At 66.2% G+C, this 23518-nt stretch carries 23 protein-coding genes and 1 pseudogene; 15 read left to right on the forward strand and 9 right to left on the reverse strand.

From position 1 onward, the window contains the following. Window positions 1-4: 4 nt before the first annotated feature. The 6 genes from C491_RS15655 to C491_RS15680 all read left to right on the forward strand — a co-directional run bounded on the left by C491_RS15655 (window position 5) and on the right by C491_RS15680 (window position 7102). Window positions 5-817 carry an endonuclease III domain-containing protein gene (locus C491_RS15655; protein ID WP_005558037.1) on the forward strand — a complete coding sequence of 271 codons (813 nt, stop codon included), beginning with the start codon at window positions 5-7 and terminating at the stop codon, window positions 815-817. Window positions 818-883: 66 nt separating this feature from the next. After that, the gene (locus C491_RS15660; RefSeq protein ID WP_005558039.1) at window positions 884-2560 is read left to right on the forward strand and encodes a potassium channel family protein; all 1677 of its coding nucleotides are present in this window, start codon (window positions 884-886) and stop codon (window positions 2558-2560) included. 404 nt (window positions 2561-2964) lie between these two features. Further along, entirely contained in the window at window positions 2965-4197 is a 1233-nt protein-coding gene (locus C491_RS15665) for an ABC transporter substrate-binding protein (RefSeq protein WP_005558041.1), read from the forward strand. A gap of 49 nt (window positions 4198-4246) precedes the next feature. Further along, complete coding sequence (locus tag C491_RS15670) at window positions 4247-5386, forward strand: ABC transporter ATP-binding protein (RefSeq protein ID WP_005558043.1); 1140 nt, start codon at window positions 4247-4249, stop codon at window positions 5384-5386. Window positions 5387-5388: 2 nt separating this feature from the next. Continuing rightward, window positions 5389-6306 (forward strand): ABC transporter permease, encoded by a 918-nt coding sequence (locus C491_RS15675; RefSeq protein ID WP_005558046.1) that lies wholly within the window; start codon window positions 5389-5391, stop codon window positions 6304-6306. Continuing rightward, window positions 6299-7102: an ABC transporter permease gene (locus C491_RS15680; RefSeq protein WP_005558048.1), complete on the forward strand. Its 804-nt coding sequence runs from the start codon at window positions 6299-6301 to the stop codon at window positions 7100-7102. Before C491_RS15675 ends, C491_RS15680 begins: the two co-directional genes overlap by 8 nt. Window positions 7103-7393: 291 nt before the next feature. Here the strand turns inward: C491_RS15680 and C491_RS15685 are convergent, their stop codons facing one another. Then, window positions 7394-8368 carry an EamA family transporter gene (locus C491_RS15685; protein ID WP_005558049.1) on the reverse strand — a complete coding sequence of 325 codons (975 nt, stop codon included), beginning with the start codon at window positions 8366-8368 and terminating at the stop codon, window positions 7394-7396. A 254-nt stretch (window positions 8369-8622) separates the two neighbouring features. On the opposite strand from C491_RS15685, the gene C491_RS15690 reads away from it, so the two are divergent. Beyond that, a complete protein-coding gene (locus C491_RS15690; RefSeq protein ID WP_005558050.1) occupies window positions 8623-9618 on the forward strand; it encodes a hypothetical protein in 996 nt (331 codons plus the stop codon). Window positions 9619-9723: 105 nt separating this feature from the next. Here C491_RS15690 and C491_RS15695 read toward each other — a convergent pair whose 3' ends face one another. Then, window positions 9724-11658 (reverse strand): beta-CASP ribonuclease aCPSF1, encoded by a 1935-nt coding sequence (locus tag C491_RS15695; RefSeq protein WP_005558051.1) that lies wholly within the window; start codon window positions 11656-11658, stop codon window positions 9724-9726. 344 nt (window positions 11659-12002) lie between these two features. On the opposite strand from C491_RS15695, the gene C491_RS15700 reads away from it, so the two are divergent. Beyond that, window positions 12003-12485 (forward strand): hypothetical protein, encoded by a 483-nt coding sequence (locus C491_RS15700; protein WP_005558054.1) that lies wholly within the window; start codon window positions 12003-12005, stop codon window positions 12483-12485. Between the two features lie 15 nt (window positions 12486-12500). Here C491_RS15700 and C491_RS15705 read toward each other — a convergent pair whose 3' ends face one another. Then, the gene (locus C491_RS15705) at window positions 12501-13193 is read right to left on the reverse strand and encodes a hypothetical protein (protein WP_005558056.1); all 693 of its coding nucleotides are present in this window, start codon (window positions 13191-13193) and stop codon (window positions 12501-12503) included. A 100-nt stretch (window positions 13194-13293) separates the two neighbouring features. Between C491_RS15705 and nucS the strand changes: the two genes are divergently transcribed. Next, entirely contained in the window at window positions 13294-14034 is a 741-nt protein-coding gene (nucS, locus tag C491_RS15710) for an endonuclease NucS (RefSeq protein ID WP_005558058.1), read from the forward strand. A gap of 31 nt (window positions 14035-14065) precedes the next feature. Here the strand turns inward: nucS and C491_RS15715 are convergent, their stop codons facing one another. Beyond that, window positions 14066-14524: a YbhB/YbcL family Raf kinase inhibitor-like protein gene (locus tag C491_RS15715; protein ID WP_005558060.1), complete on the reverse strand. Its 459-nt coding sequence runs from the start codon at window positions 14522-14524 to the stop codon at window positions 14066-14068. Window positions 14525-14625: 101 nt separating this feature from the next. Here C491_RS15715 and C491_RS15720 point away from each other — a divergent pair, with 101 nt between their 5' ends. Next, window positions 14626-15102, forward strand: coding sequence for a DoxX family protein (locus C491_RS15720; RefSeq protein WP_005558062.1), 477 nt, complete (start codon window positions 14626-14628; stop codon window positions 15100-15102). A gap of 34 nt (window positions 15103-15136) precedes the next feature. On the opposite strand, the gene mutS is transcribed toward C491_RS15720, so the two are convergent. From mutS to gvpA, 5 genes are all read right to left on the reverse strand, one after another. Next, window positions 15137-17830, reverse strand: coding sequence for a DNA mismatch repair protein MutS (gene mutS, locus C491_RS15725; RefSeq protein WP_005558069.1), 2694 nt, complete (start codon window positions 17828-17830; stop codon window positions 15137-15139). A gap of 62 nt (window positions 17831-17892) precedes the next feature. Then, a complete protein-coding gene (locus C491_RS15730) occupies window positions 17893-18225 on the reverse strand; it encodes a CHY zinc finger protein (protein ID WP_005558073.1) in 333 nt (110 codons plus the stop codon). Window positions 18226-18332: 107 nt separating this feature from the next. Continuing rightward, window positions 18333-18872 carry a gas vesicle protein GvpO, halophile-type gene (gene gvpO / locus C491_RS23800; RefSeq protein ID WP_005558075.1) on the reverse strand — a complete coding sequence of 180 codons (540 nt, stop codon included), beginning with the start codon at window positions 18870-18872 and terminating at the stop codon, window positions 18333-18335. A 4-nt stretch (window positions 18873-18876) separates the two neighbouring features. Then, window positions 18877-19929 carry a gas vesicle protein GvpN gene (gene gvpN, locus C491_RS15740; protein WP_049892144.1) on the reverse strand — a complete coding sequence of 351 codons (1053 nt, stop codon included), beginning with the start codon at window positions 19927-19929 and terminating at the stop codon, window positions 18877-18879. A 5-nt stretch (window positions 19930-19934) separates the two neighbouring features. Beyond that, window positions 19935-20219 carry a gas vesicle protein GvpA gene (gene gvpA / locus C491_RS15745; protein ID WP_005558079.1) on the reverse strand — a complete coding sequence of 95 codons (285 nt, stop codon included), beginning with the start codon at window positions 20217-20219 and terminating at the stop codon, window positions 19935-19937. 232 nt (window positions 20220-20451) lie between these two features. Between gvpA and C491_RS15750 the strand changes: the two genes are divergently transcribed. The 5 genes and pseudogenes from C491_RS15750 to gvpJ all read left to right on the forward strand — a co-directional run bounded on the left by C491_RS15750 (window position 20452) and on the right by gvpJ (window position 23518). Beyond that, a complete protein-coding gene (locus C491_RS15750) occupies window positions 20452-21078 on the forward strand; it encodes a GvpL/GvpF family gas vesicle protein (RefSeq protein WP_005558081.1) in 627 nt (208 codons plus the stop codon). A gap of 2 nt (window positions 21079-21080) precedes the next feature. Next, entirely contained in the window at window positions 21081-21335 is a 255-nt protein-coding gene (gene gvpF, locus C491_RS15755) for a gas vesicle protein GvpF (RefSeq protein ID WP_005558084.1), read from the forward strand. After that, a complete protein-coding gene (locus C491_RS15760) occupies window positions 21335-21838 on the forward strand; it encodes an Hsp20/alpha crystallin family protein (RefSeq protein WP_005558085.1) in 504 nt (167 codons plus the stop codon). Before gvpF ends, C491_RS15760 begins: the two co-directional genes overlap by 1 nt. A 613-nt stretch (window positions 21839-22451) precedes the next feature. Beyond that, window positions 22452-22877, forward strand: a pseudogene (locus C491_RS24405) (hypothetical protein); the annotation flags it as partial. Window positions 22878-23011: 134 nt separating this feature from the next. Then, the gene (gvpJ, locus tag C491_RS15770; RefSeq protein ID WP_005558086.1) at window positions 23012-23518 is read left to right on the forward strand and encodes a gas vesicle protein GvpJ; all 507 of its coding nucleotides are present in this window, start codon (window positions 23012-23014) and stop codon (window positions 23516-23518) included.

Below are 23518 nucleotides of genomic sequence, written 5' to 3' on the forward strand. Positions count from 1 at the left end.
GCGCATGAGTGACGACAACGAGCCGTCGGTCAACATCAGCGGCGGCGAAACGGGCGGTGGAGCCGCCGCCGAGTTCGACCCGGCGACCGCCGACACCCGCGCCGAGCGCGTCGTCGACCGCCTCGGCGAACTGTACTGGGAAAAAACGTACGGCGGGCAGGACGCCTTCACCTGCCTCGTGCGGACGATCCTGAGCCAGAACACGAGCGACGTGGCGAGCCAGCCGGCTCACGACGCGCTGGTCGACAGATACGGGGGGCTGGATCGGGATCTCGCGGAATCGCTCGCCGACGCCGAGCAGTCCGAACTCGCCGAGACGATCAGCTCCGCCGGTCTGTATAACCAGAAGTCGGCGATGATCGTCGGTGCCGCCGAGGAGATCCTCGAGGAGTTCGACTCCGCTGCGGGGTTCGACGACTTCGTCAGGGAAGCGGAGCCCGAAACCGTCCGCGAACGGCTGCTCGAGATCCACGGCGTCGGCCCAAAAACTGCTGACTGCGTCTTGCTGTTCGCGGGCGGGCGCGGCGGCGTCTTCCCGGTCGACACGCACGTCCACCGGATCTACCGGCGGCTGGGGATCGCCCCTGCGGACGCCGACCACGAGGCGGTTCGGGCGGTCCTCGAGCGGGACATCCCCGCCGCGAAGTGTGGCTTCGGCCACACCGCCTCGATCCAGTTCGGCCGCGAGTACTGCACGGCCCGCAAGCCGGCCTGTCTCGAGGACCCCGACGCCTGTCCGATGGCCGACGTCTGCGATCAGGTCGGCGTCTACCCGGAGACGAACGAGGTCGTCGATCCGGCCGAAGCTGCCGACTGACAGCGATTACCACGGCGCATATGCAACTCCAATAACTACACGTCCGAGTCATCTAGCTCGGGCTACATGGAGTTTCGAAAACCGTCTCCGTTCCAGTGGATCGGTCGGAACAGACGTCTCGTGATCTTTCTGCTCTCGTTCGTCGTCGTGGTAGCCGTTCAGACGCTGCTGTATCGATGGGGGATGGCCGAACTGGAGGGGCGACCGCGGTCGCTGCAGGACTCGCTCAACGTTATCGTCCAGTCGCTGACCTCGACGGGGTACGGACAGGACGCGCCGTGGACGTCCATCGGAATGCAGGCGCTGATGGTCGTCGCGCAGTTTACGGGGATCGCCTACATTGCCGTCGCCGTCCCTCAGTTCGTCGTCCCCTGGGCCAGGGAGGAGCTCACCGAGACGAGGGTCCCCGACGCCGTCGAGAGCGCCGAGGACCACGCCGTTATCTGGGGATACACCTCGCTCTGTGAGAGTCTGGTCGACGATCTGGAGGCCCGCGAGGAGCAGTACGTCATCGTCGAGGACGACGAGCAGCGGGCCGAAACGCTGTTCGAGGAGGGACGGAACGTCGTCCACGGGACGATCGAGGACGAAGAGACGCTCGAAGCGGTCAACATCGAGAACGCGGTCGCGGTCGTCGTCGGCGCGAAACAGCAGGAGAACGTCATCGGCACGCTCCTCTCGCTCGCGGAGACCAACCCGGATCTCGAGATCATCTGTCTGATCGACGACCCCGAACAGTCACGATACCTCCGGTTCGCCGGCGCGACGACCGTCATCTCGCCGAAACACCGTCTCGGGAAGAGTCTCGCGGACAAGGCCCAGAACGTCGTCAGCACCGCACTCGAGGATATCGAGGACTTCGACGTCGACCTCGAGATCGCCGAGTTCCCGGTGACCGACGACAGTCCACTCTACGGTCAGCGCCTCGACTCCCTCGACCCCCTCGAGCGGACGGGGGCGACGCTCGTCGGCGTCTGGCTACGCGGCGAGTTCGTCACCGATCCCTCGAGCGAGGCGGTCGCCGACGAGAGTACCGTCCTCGTCGTCGCCGGTACCGAGGGACAACTCGAGCGGATCGAGCCGATCACCCGGTCCGGCGGGCGGTCCGCGACGGCTGGTCCGGTGATTATCGCCGGTCACGGCTTCGTCGGCACGACCGCCGAGGGAATCCTCCGGAAGGCCGACCAGCAAACGACGGTGATCGACACCGAGCCCGGAGAGGGCGTCGACGTCGTCGGCGACGCGACGGAGACGACGACGTTCGACGAGGCGGGGATCGACGGCGCCGAAACCGTCATCCTCGCGTTGCCCGACGACGACGACGCAACCCTCGCGACGCTGGTCGCCCGCGAGGCCGACGACGACGTCGAGATCGTCGTTGCGGCCAACGACGCCGAGAGCGCGAGCGACCTCTACCGGGCAGGCGCGGATTACGTCCTCGCGCTGCCGAAGGTCGCTGGCCGGATGACGACGCTCGGCCTCTACGACGAGGACGTGATGACACTCCGCGAACAGATCCAGCTCACCAGAACACGGGCACCGGAGCTCGCCGGACAGCACCCGGACACCGACGAGGCTCGAGAGCGGACCGACTCTACGATCGTCGCCATAAAACGAAACGGTGAGATCGTCACGGCGTTCGACGACGACTTCGGGCTCGAGACCGACGACGAGGTTCTCGTCGCGGGCACCGATCGGGGCGTCTCCAACTTCAAGACGGAGTTCGGCGACGGCGAGGACTGATACGGTCTCCGGTAGCTCGTTATCCACATTCCAGGGACATCTGCCGGGTGTGTCGGTAAACGGTTACAGCAGTCCGTCTGCTCGCCCGTTACCCACCGATTACCGGAGAGGAGCGCCGATTCGATTCCCGGCGGTCGCTGTCGTCGACTGTCACCTGCTCGTGAGCCCGCCGAACGTCGGCGGTCGAACTCGAGAGCGAGACCGGGTCCGCGTCCGAGGGCGGATCCCCCGGCGACAACTCCGAGGAGGACGGCCTCGGACGGTCGGCGGACGGATAGGAGCGTCCGTCTGGCGGTGATTCGCCCGCGAACGCTCGATGCGGCGACCGATCTTCGCGATTTTTATCGGCTATTATTACTACATCATAACGCCTTTATGTCGCAATCCGGGTTTACCGGGTACTCATGGCTGCAGGCCCACACCGGGATGCAGAAACCGACGACGCGAAATCGGCGACCGGATCTTCAACCGACTCTCGAGCGAACCCGACCTCGAGACGGCGATTTCTGTCCGCAGCGGCAGTCGGCTCCGCAACGGCGATCGCGGGCTGTGCCGAACTCGCAGGAGGTGAGGAGACGCTGCGCGTCAGCGTCTGGAGCGGGAACTACGCCGACCGCTTCGAGGAGGGGCTCGTCACGCAGTACGAGGACGAGCACGACGTCGAAGTCGACGTCCACCGCGGCTGGGACGATATCCTCACCGACATCCAGAACGCCCCGGAGGACGAGCCGCCGTTCGACGTCACGGTGGCGGAGGGGAACTTCTACTACTACGGCCGTCAGGACGACCTCTTCGAGCCGATTCGCGAGGAGAACGTCCCCAACGCCGATGGGATTATCGACTACTACGCGGAGATGCGGGGGACGGAGTACGGGCTGCCGGTCGACGGCGCGCCGTGTACGATCATCCACCGCGAGGACGCCGACGTCGACCCCGAAACGTGGGGCGATCTCTCGGAGGACGCCGTCGCCGACAGCGAGGGGATCGGCGTCGACACCGGGTTCTGGTGGTACCCCCTCTACGCCGCCGCGATCGCGATGGACGACGCCGAGGGTGCAGAGGAGATGCACGACGAGGAACTCCACGACGACGTCCTCGAGACCCTCGAGGAGTGGAACNCGATCGCGATGGACGACGCCGAGGGTGCAGAGGAGATGCACGACGAGGAACTCCACGACGACGTCCTCGAGACCCTCGAGGAGTGGAACGTCGAGAGCTGGGCCAGTTCGGGCGAGGACATCTGGCAGGCGTTCGACAACGAAGTGATCGACGTCGCCCAGTGGTACTACGACCAGACGGCCGCCGACATCGACGACTACGAGGGGCTCACCCACACGATGCCCGAGGAGACCACCGGCTGGTTCAACAACTGGTGTGTCGTCCAGGGGACCGACCGGCGCGACGAGGCCGAGGAGTTCATCAACTTCCTGCTCGACGCCGAGGTCCAGTCCGAGTGGGCCGAAACCCACCCGATGATGTTCAGCAACGAGGAGATCGACTACCCCGAGGAGCTCGAGGACGACCTCCCGACGACGACCGAGGAGGCCGAGACCATCGCCTTCCCCGACTGGGAGTACCTCGCCGACCACGACGACGAGCTCTCGGACGCGTTCTCGAGTATCCAACAGAGCTCCTGATTGCCGCCTACCACCGTTCTACATCCGATTACCGACCACACCGTCACCAATGTCAGAAATCACGTTAACCGAACTCGAGAAGCGCTACGGCGAGACGACCGCCGTCGAGGACGTCTCGGTCGAGATCCGGGACGGCGAGTTGCTCTGCCTGCTCGGCCCCAGCGGCAGCGGCAAGTCGACGACGCTGCGAATGATCGCCGGCCTCGAGACGCCGACCAGCGGCGAGATCACGCTCGCCGGCGCCGACGTCACCGACCAGCCGGCGTACGAACGCAACACCTCGACCGTGTTCCAGGACTGGGCGCTGTTTCCCCACAAGACGGTCCTGGAGAACGTCGCGTTCGGACTGAAGATGCGCGACGTACCCAAAGAGGAACGCCGCGAGCGCGCCGAGGCGATGCTCGAGCGCGTCCAGATGGGCGGCTACGGCGACGAGGATCCGACGACCCTCAGCGGCGGCCAGAAGCAACGCGTCGCGCTGGCCCGCTCGCTCGCGGTCAACCCCGACGTCCTGTTGCTCGACGAGCCGCTGTCGAACCTCGACAAGCGCCTCCGCGAGGACATGCAGATCGAACTCCGCGAGATACACGAGGATCTCGAGGAGACGTTCGTCCACGTCACCCACGACCAGGACGAGGCGTTCACCCTGGCCGACCGCATCGGGATCATGGATCAGGGCGAACTGATCCAGGTCGGCGAGCCCACCGAAGTCTACGAGAATCCCGCGAACCGTTTCATCGAGGGCTTTCTGGGTGATACGAACTTCGTCGACAGCGAGGTCGTCGGCGTCACGGACGGAGCCATCCGCGTCGAGACCGAACTCGGGTACGAGCTCGTGCTCCCGACCGACCGCGACCCCGACGTCGTCGAGGGAACGGAGCTGACGCTGTCGCTGCGTCCAGAGGTGCTCTCGATCGAACGGGATCCGGCCGCCGACGCCGTGGAGGGGGACGAACAGCCGGTACTCGCCGACGGCAGTACGCTTAACGCCGTCGTCGGCACCATCGAGAACGTCCTCTACCGAGGGTCGACGGTGCGGTACTCCGTCTCGGTCAACGGGACTGCGATGTTCGCCGAACGGACGGGTGCGAGCACCGACGCGCTGACCGCGGGCGAGGAGATCCGCATCGAGTGGGACGGCACCGACGTGCTCGCGTTCCGCGCCGACGGCTCGCGGGTGACGCTCTAACGATGGCCGAGACGAACTCGCAGTTTCCACGCTCGCTCGAGGGCGTTCGGGAGTCACTCGGCCAGCAGTCCGGCTCGAACCGGGCCCTGCTGCTCATGGCGCCGCTGCTCGCCTTCGAGCTGCTGGTGTTCGTGGTCCCCTTCTTTATCCTCCTGCGGATCAGCTTCGCGGAGGAGTCGAGCGACCTCGTCTACGCCGAAGGGACCTGGACGCTCGAGGCCTACTCGAGCGTCCTCACGAGCGACCTCCTCTGGAGCATCGTCGGCTTCTCCTTCCTGCTTGGAGTCGTCGTCACGGTGCTGTCGGTCCTGATCGGCCTGTTCTACGCCTACGCGATCTGGCGGTCGACCGGACTCGTCAAGTCGCTGTTGCTGTTCTCGGTCGTGCTCCCGCTGCTGACGACGCTCGTCATCAGGACGTACGCGTTCAATCCCCTGCTGGCGCCGTCGGGGACGCTCAACGAGCTGCTGCTCTCGCTGGGGCTCATCTCGAGTCCGATCCAGTTCGTCCCCGGGACCGTCGGTGTCGTCGTCGGCCAGCTCTACATCGTGCTTCCCTACGCCGTGCTGGCGATCTACAGCGTGCTGGCGACGATGGACTGGCACGTCGTCGAAGCCGCCCGCGACCTCGGCGCGAGCCGACCCCGATCGGTGCTCGAGGTCGTCGTCCCGCAGGCGATGCCCGGCATCATCGTCGCGGCGGTGATCTCCTTCGCCTGGAGCGTCGGGGCCTACGCCGCGCCCGATCTGCTGTCGGGCAACATCACGTTCGCGATGCAGGTCGAGGGGCTGATGCTCTCGGACATGCGCTACCCGCTGGCGGCCGCGTTCTCCGTGGTGATGCTCCTGTTGATGCTGGCCAGCATCGCGATCATGTTTACCCTGCTCAACCGACTCGGAGGTGAGTTCGAACTTGCGTAGAGAACGCCTCGAGACCGCGGCGTTTCGCGCCGGCTACCTAGCTCTGCTGGCGCTCATGCTGTTGCCGCTGCTGGTCGTCGTCGTGACGTCGTTCTCCGGGACGGGTCGGCTCGCGTTCCCGCCGGAGAGCTACTCGCTCATGTGGTACGTCGAGTTCCTTGACAGCGTCCGCTGGCTCGACGCCTTCACGAACAGTATCGTCATCGGCGTCGGCACCGCGCTAGTCGCGACGCTGCTGGGCGTGATGGGCGCGTTCGGCCAGGAGATCGACGACGGCTCGCTAGGGTCGATACTGGCGCCGCTGGTCCTGATCCCGCTTCTGATCCCGCCGGTGATACTCGGCATCACGCTGCTGATGTACTTCAACGAGGTCGGGCTCCGGGGCTCGTACGCGAGCATCGTGCTGGCCCACACGCTGTGGGCGACGCCGCTGGTCTACTTCGTGATGCGGTCGGTGTTCAGCCGGTTCGACTGGCAACAGCTCGACGCCGCACAGGACCTCGGCGCCGGCCCGGTCCAGTCGTTCGTCCACGTCGTCCTCCCGAACGTGAAACACGGGATCTTTGTCGGCGGACTGCTCGCGTTCATCATCAGCCTCCAGGAGTTCGTGATGGCGCTGTTCCTCTCGACGCCAAGCACCGAGACGATCCCCGTCCTCGCCTGGACCGAGATCAGGCAGGCGCTGGATCCGATGGTCAGCGTCGTCTCGACGTTCCTGATCGTCATCTCGGTCGTCGGGATCCTCCTGGCGGTGGTCGCGACGAACCTCGAGTGGCTGTCGAAACAGCTCTCCTAACAGGGGAGAGTGACCCGGATTCGGTATTCAGAATCTGCGTGAGACTCGCCTTCAGTAGAGGGGGAGTAGGTAACGCTGCGGTGCCGTTCAAGCACAGCACCCGCGAGCGACCTTCGGGAGCGAGCGGCTTTTTAGCGTAGATTTTTGCGCGAGTGGTTCCGCGCGAAGCGCGGAATCCCGACGCGGAAAAAGGTACGTGTGCACGCTCTATGTAACGACTCGAGCGACTCGTAGTCACAGCCAGACCGAACAACAAACCCTATTATCAACTACTGCTAGCGATCCGCCGCTTCAGTAGCTGAACTGGATCAGCGCCGACCCGGCGAGGACGATCATCGACGCCGAGGCCTTCTGGGCCAGCGTGAACGGATCGAACTGCTCCTGAAGCAACGCGGGCGCGAGCTTCGAGAGCGCGAGCGCGCCGACGAACACCATCATCACGTCGAGCTTGGTGATCGCGGTCGCCAGCGAGACTGGGCCGTGCTCGAGCGCCCGGATGAACGTGAAGAGTCCGACGGCGTTGAGCAGGCCGCCGACCAGCAGCAGCTTCGTTCCCTTCGTGAGCCGCACGCGGCCGGCCAGCAGGTCGGCGGGATTCGGTTCGACCCCGCCGCTTCGAAACGGGACGACCGCGGCGATCGAGGCCAGGCCGCCGAGGCTGATCCAGAACAGGATCTCGACGGTACCGAAGCCGTCCGTGAGCACCTTCATCCCGGTGTTGAACACCGCGAAGGCGATCGCGGCGAGGACGGCGACCCCGACCGTCGAGAACGTCAGGCTCTCGCGGATCGAGCCGGCCTCCCGGTCGTACGAGATAAACAGCGCGCCGAAGACGACCAGCCCGACCCCGGCGTAGACGCCCGACGGGAACGCCTCGTCGAGGATCAAAAACCCGAGGACGAGCACGAAGACGGTCTCGAGCGACAGCGCCGGGACGAACCGCGAGACGTCGCCGTTGACCAGCCCCCAGTAGTAGATCCCGTAGGCGATCGTCGAGACGACGCCGAACCCCAGCGCGACCGCCACCGGCGCGGGCTCGGCTCCCGGAACCGGGCCGCCGCCCGCCCCGGTCAGGCTGTTTCGGATCGCCGGCCACTCGAGGGCGAGCCCGACGAGGACGTAGACGGCGTAGAAGGGGATGCAGTTGTAGATCGCCAGCGTCAGCGGATCGTCGATCTCGACGCCGCTGACGACCTTCGAGAGCAAGGCGATCACGGCGTAGATCCCCGCGGTCAGAAGGGCGTAGAGAAACCAGGTCGACATCATAGACGGGACGCCCCCAGAACGGCGTCGTCCGCGGACGACTGACCGGCGTTACAACCTTCGAGGCGGCGACCGCCCTCGTCGCGTTCCATCGTTTCTGATCGAATGTCTCGAGTCCCAAGAGTCTCACGTACGGAGATGCTGGTGTCACGCGCTCGCACGGTACGCAATGAGCCGATCGCACGTACCTGATACCGGTCGAGACTGTACACGAACGAGGGGAGAAGCTTCAGGTAGGTGATCCCTGTAGGCGGGCTATGACCGACGACACCAGTCGGCGTCACTCGGTGTTTCGGTGGACAGTTATCGAGGGCAACCGGCTCACCGTCGCCGGCGTGCTGCTCGGCGGGATCACACTGTTGTTGCTCGCCTTGCTCGTCGTGAACCTGTTTCCGCGGGCGCCCGGCGAACCGCTGTATCTCCTGTTCAGCTCCTTTCTCGGCGGAAACCTCACCCTCATCACGGTCGTCATCGCGATCAACCAGCTCGTGTTCTCTCGAGAGCTCGGCTCGCCGGGGGATCTGGAGGGGCGAACCCGAAACGCCGTCGAGTACCGGGATCAGGTACAGGATGTGATGGACCGGGCGGTGAGCCCGGTAATGCCGGGGTCGTTCCTGCTCGTCCTCCACGAGAACCTCGGCAAGCGAGCCCAGGCGCTGCGCGAGACGGTGACCGACCCTCTCGACAGGGAGCTCTCCGCGGAGATCGACGAGCTCGTAGGGGCGCTTCGGGGCGACGTCAGGGCCGTCACGAGGGCGGTGGACACGCCCGATGCAGACGAACAGATCTTCGGCGCGATCGCGGCGACACTGGGAACGACGCAGGCCGAGCAGCTGTACGACCTCGCTCGGATCGAGACGGAGTACGACGCGCAGCTGACCGACGAGCAGCGCGAGCTGTTCACGTCGATCCGCGAGCACCTGCTGCACATCGACGTCGCCCGGAAGTACTTCCGGACCGTTTACATTACGAAGGAGCTCTCCTTTCTCTCGCGGGTCCTGCTGATCGTCGGACTCCCCGCACAGCTGTTTCTCGCCGCGACGCTCGCCGTGTACGATCTCGCGGCGATCGAAGCGCTCCCGGCGGCGGGGATCGTCGCCGTAACGCTCGTCGCCATGGTCGCCTGCTTTGCGCCGCTTTCGATCCTGGCGTCGTTCGTTCTCCGGCTGTCGTGGGTCGCACAGCGAAACGCGACCGTGATGCCCTTCGCGGCCTCGGAGAAGGATTACACGCTGTTTTCGGCCGACGAGTGAGCGATAAGACGGAGCCGCTTGCTGCTCGCTTCCGCTTCCGAGCATCCCAGGCAGTTTTCGCGGCCGAATCGCGTTCGCTCGAGCACTGAAACCGCGTTCTCTCGGTTAGAGGAAGCGGAACGTCTCGAGGTTCTTCGGTGCGAACGTCCGCATGTTGTAGTCGTGGTACAGCGCCGAGGAGAGGTCCTGCGTGGAGCGTTCGTCGCCGTGGACACAGAGGACCTTCTCGGGACGGGGATTCATCGTCTTGACGAAGTTCTCGAGGCCAGCCCGGTCGGCGTGGCCGGAGAAGCCGTCGACGGTCTCGACGTTCATGTTCAGCGAGAGCGTGCCGCGGCCGCCGCCGTTGCCCGCCGCGCCGACCTCGCTGGTCGGGATCTCGTCCCAGCCGTTCTGGATGCGTCGGCCGAGGGTTCCCTGGGCCTGATAGCCGACGAACACGAGCGAGGAGTCCGGGTCGGGACCGAGGTGGCTCAGCCAGGACATGATCGGGCCGCCGGTGACCATCCCCGACGTCGAGAGGATGATGCAGGGGCCGCCGTCGGCGACGTCCTGGCGTTCTTCCTCCCCGGCGTCGATGTGGTTGAACTGCTCGGCGAGGAACGGGTTCTCGTCCTCGTGGAAGATCCGATCCCGAAGGTCGTCGCGGAGGTACTCGGGGTAGGTCGTGTGGATCGCCGTCGCCTCCCAGATCATCCCGTCGAGGTGAACCGGCATCTCGGGGATCTTGCCCGACCGCATCGCCTCCTCCAAGACGAGCATGATCTCCTGGGAGCGACCCACGGCGAACGCCGGGATGAGGACCTTCCCGTCCCGGTCGTGGGCCTCGTTAATGACGTCGACGAGCTTTCGTTCGGAGTCCTCCTGGTCGGTCTGGTAGTCGTTGCGACCGCCGTAGGTCGATTCCAGGACCAGGGTTTCGACGCGCGGGAAGTCGTTGACGGCGCCGTTGAACAGGCGCGTGTCGTCGTAGTGGATGTCCCCCGAGAACGCGACGTTGTAGAGGCCGTCGCCGATGTGGAAGTGGCTCACCGCGGAGCCGAGGATGTGGCCCGCGTTGTGGAAGGTGAGCTTGACGTCCGGGGCGATGTCGGTAACGTCGCCGTACTCGAGCGGGATGCAGTGTTTGATCGCCTCGCGAACCATCTCGGACTCGTAGGGCGGGGCGCGTCCCTCCTTGGAGGCGACGTCGAGGTAGTCGAGCGTCAGCAGACCCATCAGGTCCCGCGTGGGCTCGGTGCAGTAGATCGGGCCGTCGTAGCCGTACTTAAAGAGTAGCGGGATGAACGCGGAGTGGTCAAGGTGGGCGTGCGTGAGGACGACGGCGTCGATCGTCTGGGCGCCGGCGCCGAACGCCTCGGGGGCGTGGAGGTAGGGCACTTCCCCTTCGGCGCCGGGCTTGTCACCACAGTCGATGAGGATGCGCGTTTCGGGCGTCGAGAGGATGAAGGAGGCGCGACCGACCTCGCGACAGCAGCCCAGCGTCGTGATCCGGACGTACTCGTCGTCGGACATCTCCTCGCGGTGGATCTGTCGGCCCACGCGCTCTAAGATATCCCGGCGGTCGTCGCGTTCCTGCTTGAGGAAACTCCGAACGTTCGAGACCGTCGAGGACTCGATCGGCGGCGTGCGGACGACTTCGGGCGTCCAGCCGACGCTTTTGGTGATGTCCCGAAGCGTCGAGCCGTGACGGCCGATGACCATGCCGGGTTTCTCGGCCTCGATGACGACCTCGCCGGTGTCGGCGTGGAAGTCGAGGTCGGTGACGCCGGCCTCCTCCGGAATGACGTTCGTGATCTGCTCGCGGGCCTCGTCGGGCCGCGAGAGAACGCTCGGGTCCGGACGGACGGTGATCCGCTTGCGGAGCTTGCTCGCGAGCTTCCGGATGAGGTCGCCCTGCTGGGCGAACTCCTTTGGGTCGCGCGTGTACACGACCAGCTCCGGGCCTTCGTACTTCACCGAGGAAACCGAGATATCGTTCGGTAACTCGCTCGTGATCTCTGCTTTCAAATCGTCGAGTTGCTGCTCTACAGTGCTCATAATCGCCAGTTATCGATTGCGTGAACTCGCCGACAGGGGGGACGCCGGAGTCGCCGAAGCGAACGCACCACCGCGGGGACCGTCGACGGATCGCCGGGCGGCCGTCGGCCGCTGCAGTGATACTGCCGACGACCTCGAGTGACGGTGCCATCGGACGACGGAGGATCCGTTCCGTCCGGTGTCCCGAATCATTGTGTGATGGTTCGTCCAACGAAGACGTACCCAGGTCGGTTATCCTGGTTCGTGCGGGAAGATTCCAGGGAGAACCCGCTTACCCGTGGCTATTCTTTGCGTGGTATAAAAGCCTTCGCAAAACCCAGGGTGGTTCGGCCCGAAGCGACCGTATGCACCTCACGCCGGACCGCGTCGCGGCCGAGTACGAGTGGGTCATCGAGCGAGCCGACACCGTCGTCCCGGTCATCAACGACGTGCGCGACGATCTGGGATCGATCTTCGAGACCGACGTCGATTCGGTCACCCAAGACGCCTACCGGAGGGAGGTCGACGCCGTCTTCGGCGACGGCGACCTCGCGGTCAACGTCGCCGCGATGGTCGCGATCCTGCGGGAACTCGACGTCGAGGGAGACTACCCGGGTTTCATCGTCGACGAGATCATCGGCCGAGAGCTGGCGGCGACGATCGCCGGCACCCAGCCCCTGCGAACGCTGGGCGAGGCGACGTTTCACTACGCCGACCTGCAGGTCCACGGCGACGCCGAGGAGAACGCGGGGATCGACGACTGCGAGGCCGCGCTGGCCGCGGGCTTCCAGGAGCGACTGCCGGGCTGGAACTGGACCGAACGGGAGAGCCCGTTCGGCGTACGCTAATCTCTCGAGGAGCGGTCAGTCGTCAGCGTCGCCGTTCTCGTCCTCGAGGTCGCCGTTCTCGTCATCGGCGTTGGGGTCGGCCTCGTCGGTTTCGTCCTCGTCGTCGGTCTCGAGATCCTCCGGGTCGTCGTTGTCGGCCGGCTCGTCACCGTCGTCCGCGCCGTTTTCCTCGTCACCGTCGTCGGCTTCGCCGTCTTCGGGCTCGTCGTCCTCGACTTCGTCGTCCTCGGGCTCCTCCTCGACGTCGATGTCTTCCTCGGGGTCGGCCGGTTCGGGCTGTTGTTCCTGCTCCTCGAGGATCCGGTCGTAGGCCGCGCCCTCGGAGAGCGATGCGATCGGCCCCCCCTTGAGCTCGTCAACGATCGCCTCGGCCTCGCCGTCGATCCGGTAGATGCCGTACTCGGGGCTCGAGTCCTCGATCGTGATGTCGTCGTCCTCCTCGGCCCGAGACTCGAAGTCGTCGATCGCCTCCTCGACGAGCTCCTGCTGGCGCTGCTGGGCCTCCATCATGTCGATCTCCTCGTTCTCGACTTGTTCCTGGAGCTCCTCGATCTCCGCGGAGTCCGGGCCGATGACGGCCGTCAGAACGTCGGCGTACTCGCCCTCGTCGTCGCCGAGCAGGCCGAGATCGCTGCAGCCGGCCAGTGCCGCGGCGGTCCCGGTTCCGGTGAGCTGAAGGAATCGCCGTCGATCGTGTTCGCTGGTCATTGGTGGTTCGAACGCGTCTCCGCACGAAAATAAGGGTTTTCGATCGCCCCACACCTGCGGTCCGGATCCCTTTTGTCCGTCAGCCCGCTACCACGGGCCAGTGACATCCGGAATTCGGCCTCCGCAGGCGACGACGCTCGAGCGTCCCGCCCTCGAGGACGCCCGCGAGGCGATCGCCGACGGCATCAACCGGGGAGCGATGATCACCGTGTTCGGCCGCTGTTCCGTCGACTACGACGGTCGGGCCTCGAGCCGGCTCGAGGCCGGCGACCGTCACCTCATGCTCAAACCCGATGGCGCGGTGCTGGTCCACACCGACGAGGGCCAACAGCCCGTCAACTGGCAACCGCCCGGCTGCGACCACGCGGTTCGCTGCGAGGACGGCGCGCTCGTGATCGAGAGCCTGCGTTCCTCGCCCGACGAACAACTACTCGTCAGCTTCGAGGAGGTGCTACAGGTTTCGACGTTCGCGGGTTCGGATCCGACGGAGCTCTCGGTCGTCGGCACCGAGGAGGACCTCCGTCGGCGGATCCTCGAGGAGCCGACCCTGCTCGAGGCCGGCTTTACGCCGCTTGCGACCGAGCGCGACACGCCCGCGGGAGCGGTCGACATCTACGGCGAGGACTCGGCGGGCCGATCGGTCGTCGTCGAACTCAAGCGTCGCCGCGTCGGCCCCGACGCGGTGAGCCAGCTCCGCCGGTACGTCGACGCCTTAGAGCGGGACCTCCACGCCGACGCCTCGGTCCGGGGGATCCTCGTCGCGCCCTCCGTGACCGACCGGGCGGATCGGCTGCTGGCCCGTCACGGCCTCGAGTTCGTCGCGCTCGAGCCGACGGCGTGAACTACGTTGGCGACGCCCGCTCCTCGAGTTGTTACGTCGACGGATAGCGTCCCTCGAGCTGGCCCTGTGCGAGGACGTGGCCGCTCATCGCCGATCTGAGGCCGTCGGCGTCCGTCTTGGGATCGAGCTCGAGGGTCGTGTCGAGCGCGAAGACCGCGAACCGATACGCGTGCTCCCGATCGGGCGGACTCGGACCGCCGTAGCCGACGTCGCCGAAATCGTTCGTCCCCTCCGCCGCGTCGTCGGCGTCCCAGTCCTCGGGGATCGTTTCGGTCTCCAGGGGAACGTTCCAGACGATCCAGTGGTCCCAGATCTTTCCTGCGGGTTCGACCGCGTCGGGATCGTCCACGATCAACGCGAGCGACTCGGCCTCGTCGGGGACGCCCTCGATCTCGAGGGGCGGGTTGACGTTTGCTTCGCCGTAGCCGTACCGGTCGGGGATCCGTTCGCCGTCGTCGAACGCGGGACTCGTAAGGGTAAGCATCGCCATTACCTCGACTCTCCCACCCGACCCACGAAGTACGTTACACCGGAGCGCAGTGACATCGGTGTCAGCGCGGACTTATCCCGCTCAATCCCCTATCGCTGTTGATGACAGTTGCCTCTCGACTCACGAGCCGTAGCGATAGCGACGACGACCCCCTCGAGCGCACCGAGGCGGTCTCGGAGCCGACCGACAACGACTCGGTAACCGACACCGCCCTCTTCCGACTCGGGCGCGTCCTCTTCGGGGGTGTCCTCGCGTTCAACGCGATCGACAACCTGCGCAACCTCGAGGAGCGCATCGGCTACGCCGAGTTCAAGGGCGCGCCCGAGCCCGACCGCACCGTCCCCGCGGCGAGCGTCGGCCTGCTGCTCGGCGGGCTCGGTATCGTCCTCTGGAAGCTCCCGGCCGCGGCCGCGCTGGGGATCGCGGGCTTCCTGGCCGGAACGACGCCCGTGATGCACGACTTCTGGAACCAGGACGACGAGGAGTCGAAACAGCAAGAACAGATCCAGTTCCTGAAAAACACCGCGCTGTTCGGCGCCGCGCTCGCGTTCGCGCGGGTCGCCCGTCGTTCGAAGTAACGCTCGCTAACTGAGTCGGTTTTCGGCCGTTCACTTACTCCTCGAGCAGCCGCTGTAACCGATCGAGCTCGGTCAGCGCCTTCACGGGCGTGAGGTGGGCCAGCTCGAGCGAGCGAAGCTCGGTCGCGACGTCGTCGGGAAGCCCCTGACTTCCGCCGTCGGTCGAGGCCGGAACGCGGGAATCGTTCGCTCGTCCCCCCGGATCCAGTCCGTCTCCCTCCGGCTCGTGGGCGTTTTCCGCGACGAGCTCCCGGGAGCGTTCGACGACGTCCTCGGGGACGCCGGCCGCGGTCGCGACCTCGACGCCGTAGGAGCCCGTCGCCGCACCGGGAGCGATCTCGTGGTGGAAGACGACCTCGCCCTCGCGCTGTTCGACCTCGAAGTGTAGCGTGAACGCGGCCGGGAGCGCCTCGGCCAGCTCCGTCAGCGGGTGGTGGTGGGTCGCGAATAGCGTCGTCGCGCCGACCTCGTCGTGGAGGTGTTCGGTGATCGCCTGTGCGATCGCGAGCCCGTCGGCCGTCGAGGTTCCGCGCCCGACTTCGTCCAGCAGGACCAGCGAGCGCCCGTCGGCCTCCCGGAGGATGGTCGCCAGCTCGTCCATTTCGATCATGAACGTCGAGCGCCCGCCCGCGATGTCGTCGCTGGCGCCGACTCGAGTAAAGATCCGGTCGACGGGCGAAATCCGGGCCGACTCGGCGGGGACGAAGCTGCCGACCTGCGCGAGGAGAACGATCTGGGCGACCTGGCGCATGTACGTCGACTTTCCCGACATGTTCGGTCCCGTGATCACCGCCAGCCGTCGATCGGCCGAGAGACTGGCGCCGTTGGGGACGAACGACTCTTGGGTGCGCTCGACGACGGGGTGGCGCCCGCCCTCGATATCGATCTCGAGCCCGTCGCTTGCCTCCCCGCTGTGCGCTGTGATCTCTGGTCGGCAGTAGTCGTACTGGGCCGCGACGGTCGCAAGCGAAACCAGCGCGTCGACCGTCGCCAGCGCGTCGGCCAGCGCCTGGACGCGCTCGACCTCGTCGGCGACTGCGCTTCGCACCTCACAGAACAGCTCGTACTCGAGTTCGTCCGCGCGCTCCTCGGCGCCGACGATCTCGTCCTCGCGTTCCTTGAGTTCGGGCGTGACGAACCGCTCGGAGTTCTTCAGGGTCTGGCGGCGCTGGTAGTCTTCGGGCACCGCCTCGAGGTTCGGGTTCGTCACCTCGATGTAGTAGCCGTGGACGGAGTTGTAGCCGACCTTCAGCGAGTCGATCCCGGTCCGCTCGCGCTCGTTGGCCTCGAGGTCGTCGATCCACTGCTTGCCGTCGCGTGCGGTTCCGCGGAGGTCGTCGAGGTGGGCATCGTACCCCTCCGCGACGATCCCGCCCTCGGTGATCTCGATGGGCGGGTCCGAGACGATCGCGTCGTCGATCAGCTCGCGGACGTCGGCGAGGGGGTCGAGCTCGTCGCGTAGCTCCCGAAGCCGCGCGCAGTCGGCATCGACGAGTCGCTCCCGAATTTCGGGGACGACCGCCAGCGTGTCCCGGAGCGAGCGCAGGTCCCGGGCGTTGGCCCGCTCGCGGGAGATCCGCCCGATCAGGCGCTCGAGGTCGTAGACGTCCCGCAGCAGCTCGTGGAGGTGTTCGCGGGTCTGGACCGAGCCCGTCAGCTCCTCGACGGCGTCGAGGCGGGCCTCGATCCGATCGGGCTCGAGCAGCGGCCGGCGGAGCCAGTCTCTGAGCGCTCGCCCGCCGAGCGCGCTCGCAGTCTCGTCGAGGACCCCGATCAGCGTCGCGTCCTCCCGGGCGCGGACCGCGCGAGGTTCGAACAGCTCGAGGCTCCGCAGGGCGACGGCGTCGAGCAGCAGGTACTCGCGGGGATCGTACCGGGTGAGGTGAGTGAGATACTCGAGCCGCCCCGTCTCGCGGTCGGTCGCCTCCGCTCCCTCGTCGGCCGCGCCCTCGCCGTCACCTGCGCCCCCACGGGCGTACTCCGCGTACTCGAGCAGAGCCCCGCAGGCCCGGATTTCCGCGTCGCCGGCCAGCAGGGCGTCGGGCTCGCCGAAGTACTCCGAGATTGTCTCGATCGCACGCTCGAGGGCGAACGCGTCGGGGCTGAACGGCGTCACCATACAGCCCTCCGGGAGGGGGTCGGCGGAGGTGTCGGGGCCGACGACCGCCTCGGAGGGGTCGAATCGGCTCACCTCGTCAGCGATCGCCTCCGTCGACGTCGAACTCGTCGCCAGAAAGTCGCCCGTCGAGACGTCGAGCAGGGCCAGTGCCAGCGTCCGTTCGGCCCCATCGGCGCTGGCGAGCGCGGCCACGAAGTTGTTGTCGTCGCTCGCGAGCAGCTCGTCCTCGGTGAGCGTGCCGGGCGTGATGACGCGGGTGACGGCCCGCTCGACGACGCCCGGGGACTCGCTGGGCTCCTCGATCTGGTCGGCGACGGCGACCCGGTAGCCGGCCTCGAGCAGCTCCTCGATGTACGACTCGGCGTTGTCGACCGGAATCCCGGTCATCGGGTACTCCCCGGTGCTGTCCTCTCGGCTGGTCAGGGTCACCTCGAGCAAGCGGGCCGTGCGCTCGGCGGCGCCACAGAACGTCTCGTAGAAGTCCCCCACCTGAAAGAGCACGAGCGCGTCGTCGTAGCGCGCACAGAGGTCGTGGTACTGACGCATCATCGGCGTCAGCTCGTCGCGTTTCTCGGCCATCGCGTCTGGCGAGCCAAGCGCCGGATCCATACCCGCACTCGGCCGCCCGACGGGGAAATAGCTTGCTTCCCGGCTCGGTCGAGCGCGGGCTGCTAGCGCTCGAGGTAGTACTCGAGGTGATCCGTGCAGCCGGGGTTGAACGCGGTTTCGCAGTTCGGACACCGCGAGTCCGAGTCGAGGTACGCCGGCGCCGTCATCGCCGCCCCGCAGGCGCCACAGAGAACCGACGGCTCGTCGAACCGCTCGCGGGGCCAGACGACCGCCTCGTGGTCGGCGACGGCTTCGTGGCAGCGAACGCAGGGGTAGTACCGCTCGCAACAGTCGAACCGGAACGCAACGACGTCGCGCTCGGTGTGGTAGTGTTGACAGCGCGTCTCGGAATCGACCTCGAGTCCGTACACTGGGTGTTCGCCGACGAGTTGCACGGTCGCCTCGAGGGTGGGGACTGGCTTCGTCGTTTCGACGTGTCGCGGCGAAAAACGGTAGACCGGGGAGTGATCGACGGAAGCTGTCCGACTCGAGAGCGACGGGGCTACTCGAAGGCCTTCGTGTCGCCGCGGCGGTAGCGACCGAGCCGTCGGTACCCCTGAACGACGCCGTCCTCGTCGAGTTCGATCTCGTAGCGGCCGATGATGTCCTGGGTGTCGGGGACGGCCGACCGTTCGACGACCTCGACGACGGCGCGCCAGCCCTCGTCCATCGGCGAGATCTCACTGACGCCGTCGAACTCGTGACCGATGAGCTTGCCGGCGGTCGACTGAACGATCTTCCGAATCGCGAGGACGCCCTCGATCTGGTCCTTTCCATCGACGTCACCCGTGTCGACGTCCTCGGGGTCGGTCGCCTCTTCGTCGGCCATCTCGGCCGACTTGACGTCCTCCGCTGACTGGTCTTGGTCGTCGTCCTGGTCCTCCTGTTCCTGTTCGTCGGCTGATTGGCTGTCGCTCACGGTTGGATCACTCTCGTCGTGTTGATAACAGAACCCGTCGTCCTGAGCCGGACGGGAGCACCGCTCCCCGTCCCCGGTGCGCGCCCGACACTGGTCCGCTGTGTTCGATTCGGCTTCGGCCATCGTCCTAAAGTGCGTCGCTGATTGCGTCGCGGAGCTCGTCGATTCCGTCGCCCTCGCCGGCGATCTTCGGTGCGAGTACGTCCGTGAACACGTCGACCAGCAGTTCGTCGCCGAACTCCTCGGCGCCGTCCTCGGCGAAGACCGACAGCCCCTCTGCCGCGGTGATCGCCGCGCGGGTCCCGACGACGACGTCGAGTTCGTCACGGAGCGTTCGGATCGCGTCGACCACCTGCTCGATCGTCTCCTCGGGTACGTCGACGTGGGCGGCGACGATCTCGCGCTCGGTCTCGGCGTCGTAGTAGTCGACGTTGACGCCGACGAACCGGTCGAGCAGCGCGTCCTGCTGTTCGTGGACGCCCGCGTACTCGACGTCGTTCGAGGTTACGAGCAGCCGGAACTCGGGGTGGACGTCGATCGTCCGATCTTCGCCATGTTTCCCCGGTCGCTCGAGGATCCCCTCCTCGAGTACCGACAGCAAGACGTTGTGAGCCGAGGGATCGCTCCGCGAGAACTCGTTGTAGACGAGCGTCGCGCCCTCCTTGACCGCGACCGAGAGCGGGTTGTCGACCCACCGTTCGCGGACGACTTCGGTCGTCTTGCTGACGCCGCTGACGAACTGGTCGCGCTCCTCGTAGCGCTCGCCGCCGGAGTGGGTACCGACGAGTTCGGCGGTGCCGACGGCCTCGTCGCCGTTGATCCAGACCACCGGACGGCCGCGCTTGGCGGCCGCCGACAACGCGAGCGCCGTCTTCCCGCAACCGGTCGGACCGATAAGGTGGACCGGCTGGTCGGCCTCGAGCCAGCCGGTAATCCGGTCTCGAACCGATGCGACCGCGTCGGTCTCGATGAACGGATCGGGGGCGATCTCCTCGGGGCTCGAGAGCGGTGATCCGTCCGAACCGCCGGAACCGCCGGAACTGCTGGAGCCGCCGCTCGTCCCGTTCGACGCGCGTTCTTTCTTGGCCATCTTCTTCGCCTTCCGACGTTTCTTCTTGCTTCGATCCGACCTGATCTTCCGGCCACGAACCTTGCGGTCCCGCGAAGACGAATCCCCCATGTGGATTATTCGGAGGCGGACTGTGGCGAGGACTCCGGTCGCTCTTCGATCTCGAGTTCCTCGAGGTCCTCGAGATCGCCCTCTGCGGTCGCTTGCTCAATTTTTGAGATCTCCTCCGCGTAGTGGAGGAAGGTGTCGACGGAAGCGACGACGACGCGGGCTTCGATCGTCAGGAGCTCGATGCCGACGACCGAGACGCGCGCCCAGACGTCGATGACGACGCCCTTGTCGAGAACACGGTCCAGTACTTCCGCGAGACTCGAAGCATTTGGTCGCTGTTGGGATGCCATTGTATCCCGGCGTTCTCGTGCGACCCGTACAAACACTGTCGCTGCGCATGCAAGCTGACCCTCGCTCCGAGGGGTGTACTCGCCGACGCTGCGTCTGCAAGCAGCACCATAACGCGCGCGGGAACCCTACCGACACAACGAGTTGTCGATTCAGTAGGTCTTATCTTATGGTACGGACACACACCTCGTTCGGACGGGACGACCGATCGCAGCGGCGGACGGTGATGCAGCCGTGAGTCACAAGTACGTCTACGGCGTCGTCGAGGCGAGCGACGACGTCGAGTTCGAGACGGACGCGGTTGGCGACGCGGACCGCGTTTACACGATCTCTCACCGCCGTTATGCGGCGGTCGTCTCGGACATCGACACGACCGAGCCCGAGGAGACCGACGAGGACGCCCAGCGCCACGACGACGTGCTCCGAGAGATCATGGAGTACGAGGGCGGGCAGACGATCGTTCCGATGCGGTTCGGGATGGCGTTCGAGGGGAACCGCGAGCTGAAAAACGTCCTCCGGAACGCACAGCCGGCGTTTCGCCGCGCCCTGCGGGATATCGACGGGAAGATCGAGCTCGGCCTCAAGCTCGTCGAGGAGGAAGACGCCGACGTCAATCGCGAAGCGGTCGAGGACGACGTTGCCGACCGCTTCGAGCCGATCGCCGAGCAGTCGGTGCCGAACGACCTGTTCAGCGACCGGCTGGTGTTCAACCGGTCGTATCTGGTCGAAAAGGACGACCAGGAGGCGTTCGGCGACGCGGTCGGCGAGCTCGAGGAGGAGTACGAGGATCGACTCATCGTCCAGTACACGGGCCCGTTCGCGCCGTACAGCTTCGTCGACGTCAAGATCGGGGCCCAGTAACCATGTTCGTGCTCGACGATCTCCTGTTCCGGCCGTTCATCGGTATCGTCGACGCGTTACACTCGATTGCGCTCGACGAACTGTACGACCTGAACGAACTCGAGGACCAGCTCAAGGAGAACCAGCTGCTGTACGAACTCGGCGAACGGCCCGAGGCGGAGTACCGCGAACGCAAAGAAGAACTCGAGGAGGAGATCGAGATCGCTCGAGAGGTCCACGAGCGGTTCTCGAGCGGCCGCGTAGAGGTGAAACGATAATGCCCGACCACACCGACGATCCGATCGAACCGAACGACGACCGCGACGACCGCTCCGGCCACTGGCTGACGAGCCTGCTGTCGGCGCTCGAGTCGCTCGAGCGCCGCGACTCGTCGGCGACCGGTCGCCGGCGGCGACGGTCGATGAACCTGAACTACGACGTGTCCGTCGGCTCCGGGCTCGACCGGGCGATCAACAGGGTTCGGACGCCGACCGACGGCAACCGGATCCGGGAGCGAACACGGCGCTCACGCAGTTCGCCCTCCCCGGACGGCCACGTAACCTCCCGGCTGCACGACGACGAGTTGCTTGTCACGGCCGACGTCGCCGGAACGGACTCGAGCGACGTCACGGTCGGGTTCGACGGGGACGAACTCGTCGTCGCCGTCGCCGGGAACGAGCTCGGCCGGGTCGACGTCCCCTGGGCGGATCGAACCTCGAGAGCGTCGTTCAAAAACGGCGTCCTCACCGTCGCCGTCGAGCCCGAGGAGGACGATCAATGAGCGAGGACGACGAAACCTTCGAGCAACTGCTCTCGGAGGCCGAGACGAGCCTCGAGAACCTCGAGGAGGCGCTCGATGGCGTCGACGCTCCCGACGAACTCGGCAACGGCGAACTCGAGGAGCTGCTCGGCGACGTCGACACGCTCGTTCGGATCGCCGAGGAGACGACCGAGCTGCTCGACTCGCTGGACCTGAGCGAGCTGCCGGAGGCCGTCGACCGCGACGAGCTGCTCGAGGCGATCGAGACGGGCGAGATCCCCGATGCGCTGGCCGACGAGGAGACCGACGCGAGCGACGCCGTCGACTTCACGCAGCTGTTCTCGGCGCTCGACCTGCTGAGTATGTGGGACGCCGCCGACCTGACCGAGATCTGGGAGGAAAAACGCGAACTCGACGAGGCGACCGACGAACTCGGTGACGGCGAGGACGACGGTGCCCTCGAGGACGCCGCCGAGACGATCGTCGACGAGGGCACCGACCTGATCGGCGACGAGGACGGCGACGGCCTCCNATCAGAGATGTGTATAAGAGACAGGACGAACTCGGTGACGGCGAGGACGACGGTGCCCTCGAGGACGCCGCCGAGACGATCGTCGACGAGGGCACCGACCTGATCGGCGACGAGGACGGCGACGGCCTCCTCGACGATATCGACGCCAGGGAGGCGGCGATGGAGGCGTTCGAGAAACCCGACATCGAGGAGGATCCGGAGGCCTACCAGGTGTTCATCCAGCAGCAGGCGATGCGCGGGATCGACGCCTTCCGCGACGCCCTGCTCGAAACCCACGAGACGTTCCAGGGGCTCTACGAGACCAACCGGGAGAAGATGCGACGGGAGGACACGAGCCCGTCCTCGCGAAATCCGACCGCCGCCTCGACGCTGCCGACGGAACGACGCGACATCGGCACCAGCGACACGCGCCACTCGACGGTCCCAAAGCAGGTCAAGCTCTCGACGGCGCCGACCCGCAGGCGAATCTATGGCCGTCGGTTCGAACTCGAACTCGAGCGAAAACGACGCCAACAGAACAATGACTAACACCCTATCCAACAGCCGACCGAAGCAACCGAGTATCGCCGACCGATCCTCGAGCGGCAACGCTCGCGCGATCGGAACGGTCGCGGCTGAACGGCCGAGCGGAGACAGCGAGCGACACGGCGGGGGTGATCGGTATGGTCGATGAGTTCCAGCCCAGCCGACAGAAGGCCGACCTCGCGGAGGTCGTCGAGATGCTGCTCGACAAGGGGATCGTCATCAACGCCGACATCGCCGTCTCGATCGGCGACACACAGCTGCTCGGCGTTCAGCTCCGGGCCGCGATTGCCTCCTTCGAGACCGCGGCGAAGTACGGCCTCGAGTTCCCCGAGGGGACGGACATGCAACGCCTCGCCGAGGCCGTCGACGACCCCGAACTCGCCGAGGAGCGACAGTCGACCGCCCCGATCGATCCGACCCGAGGCGTCAACGTGACGGCCGAATCCGACGGGGAGGAAGGCGATTCGAACGGCGAGGCCGAATCCGACGGTGGAGACGGCGTCGTGGCGGCCGACCACCCCGGGCTGAGTCCCGACCCTGATCAACCGACCAGCGGCGGGTTCGACCTGCTCAGCGACGACGCCGACGACGAGTCGGCGGACGAATCGACCGACGAGGAGACCGAGGAAACGGAGGAGGACTGA

The organism is Natronococcus amylolyticus DSM 10524 (assembly GCF_000337675.1).
Lineage (GTDB): Archaea > Halobacteriota > Halobacteria > Halobacteriales > Natrialbaceae > Natronococcus > Natronococcus amylolyticus.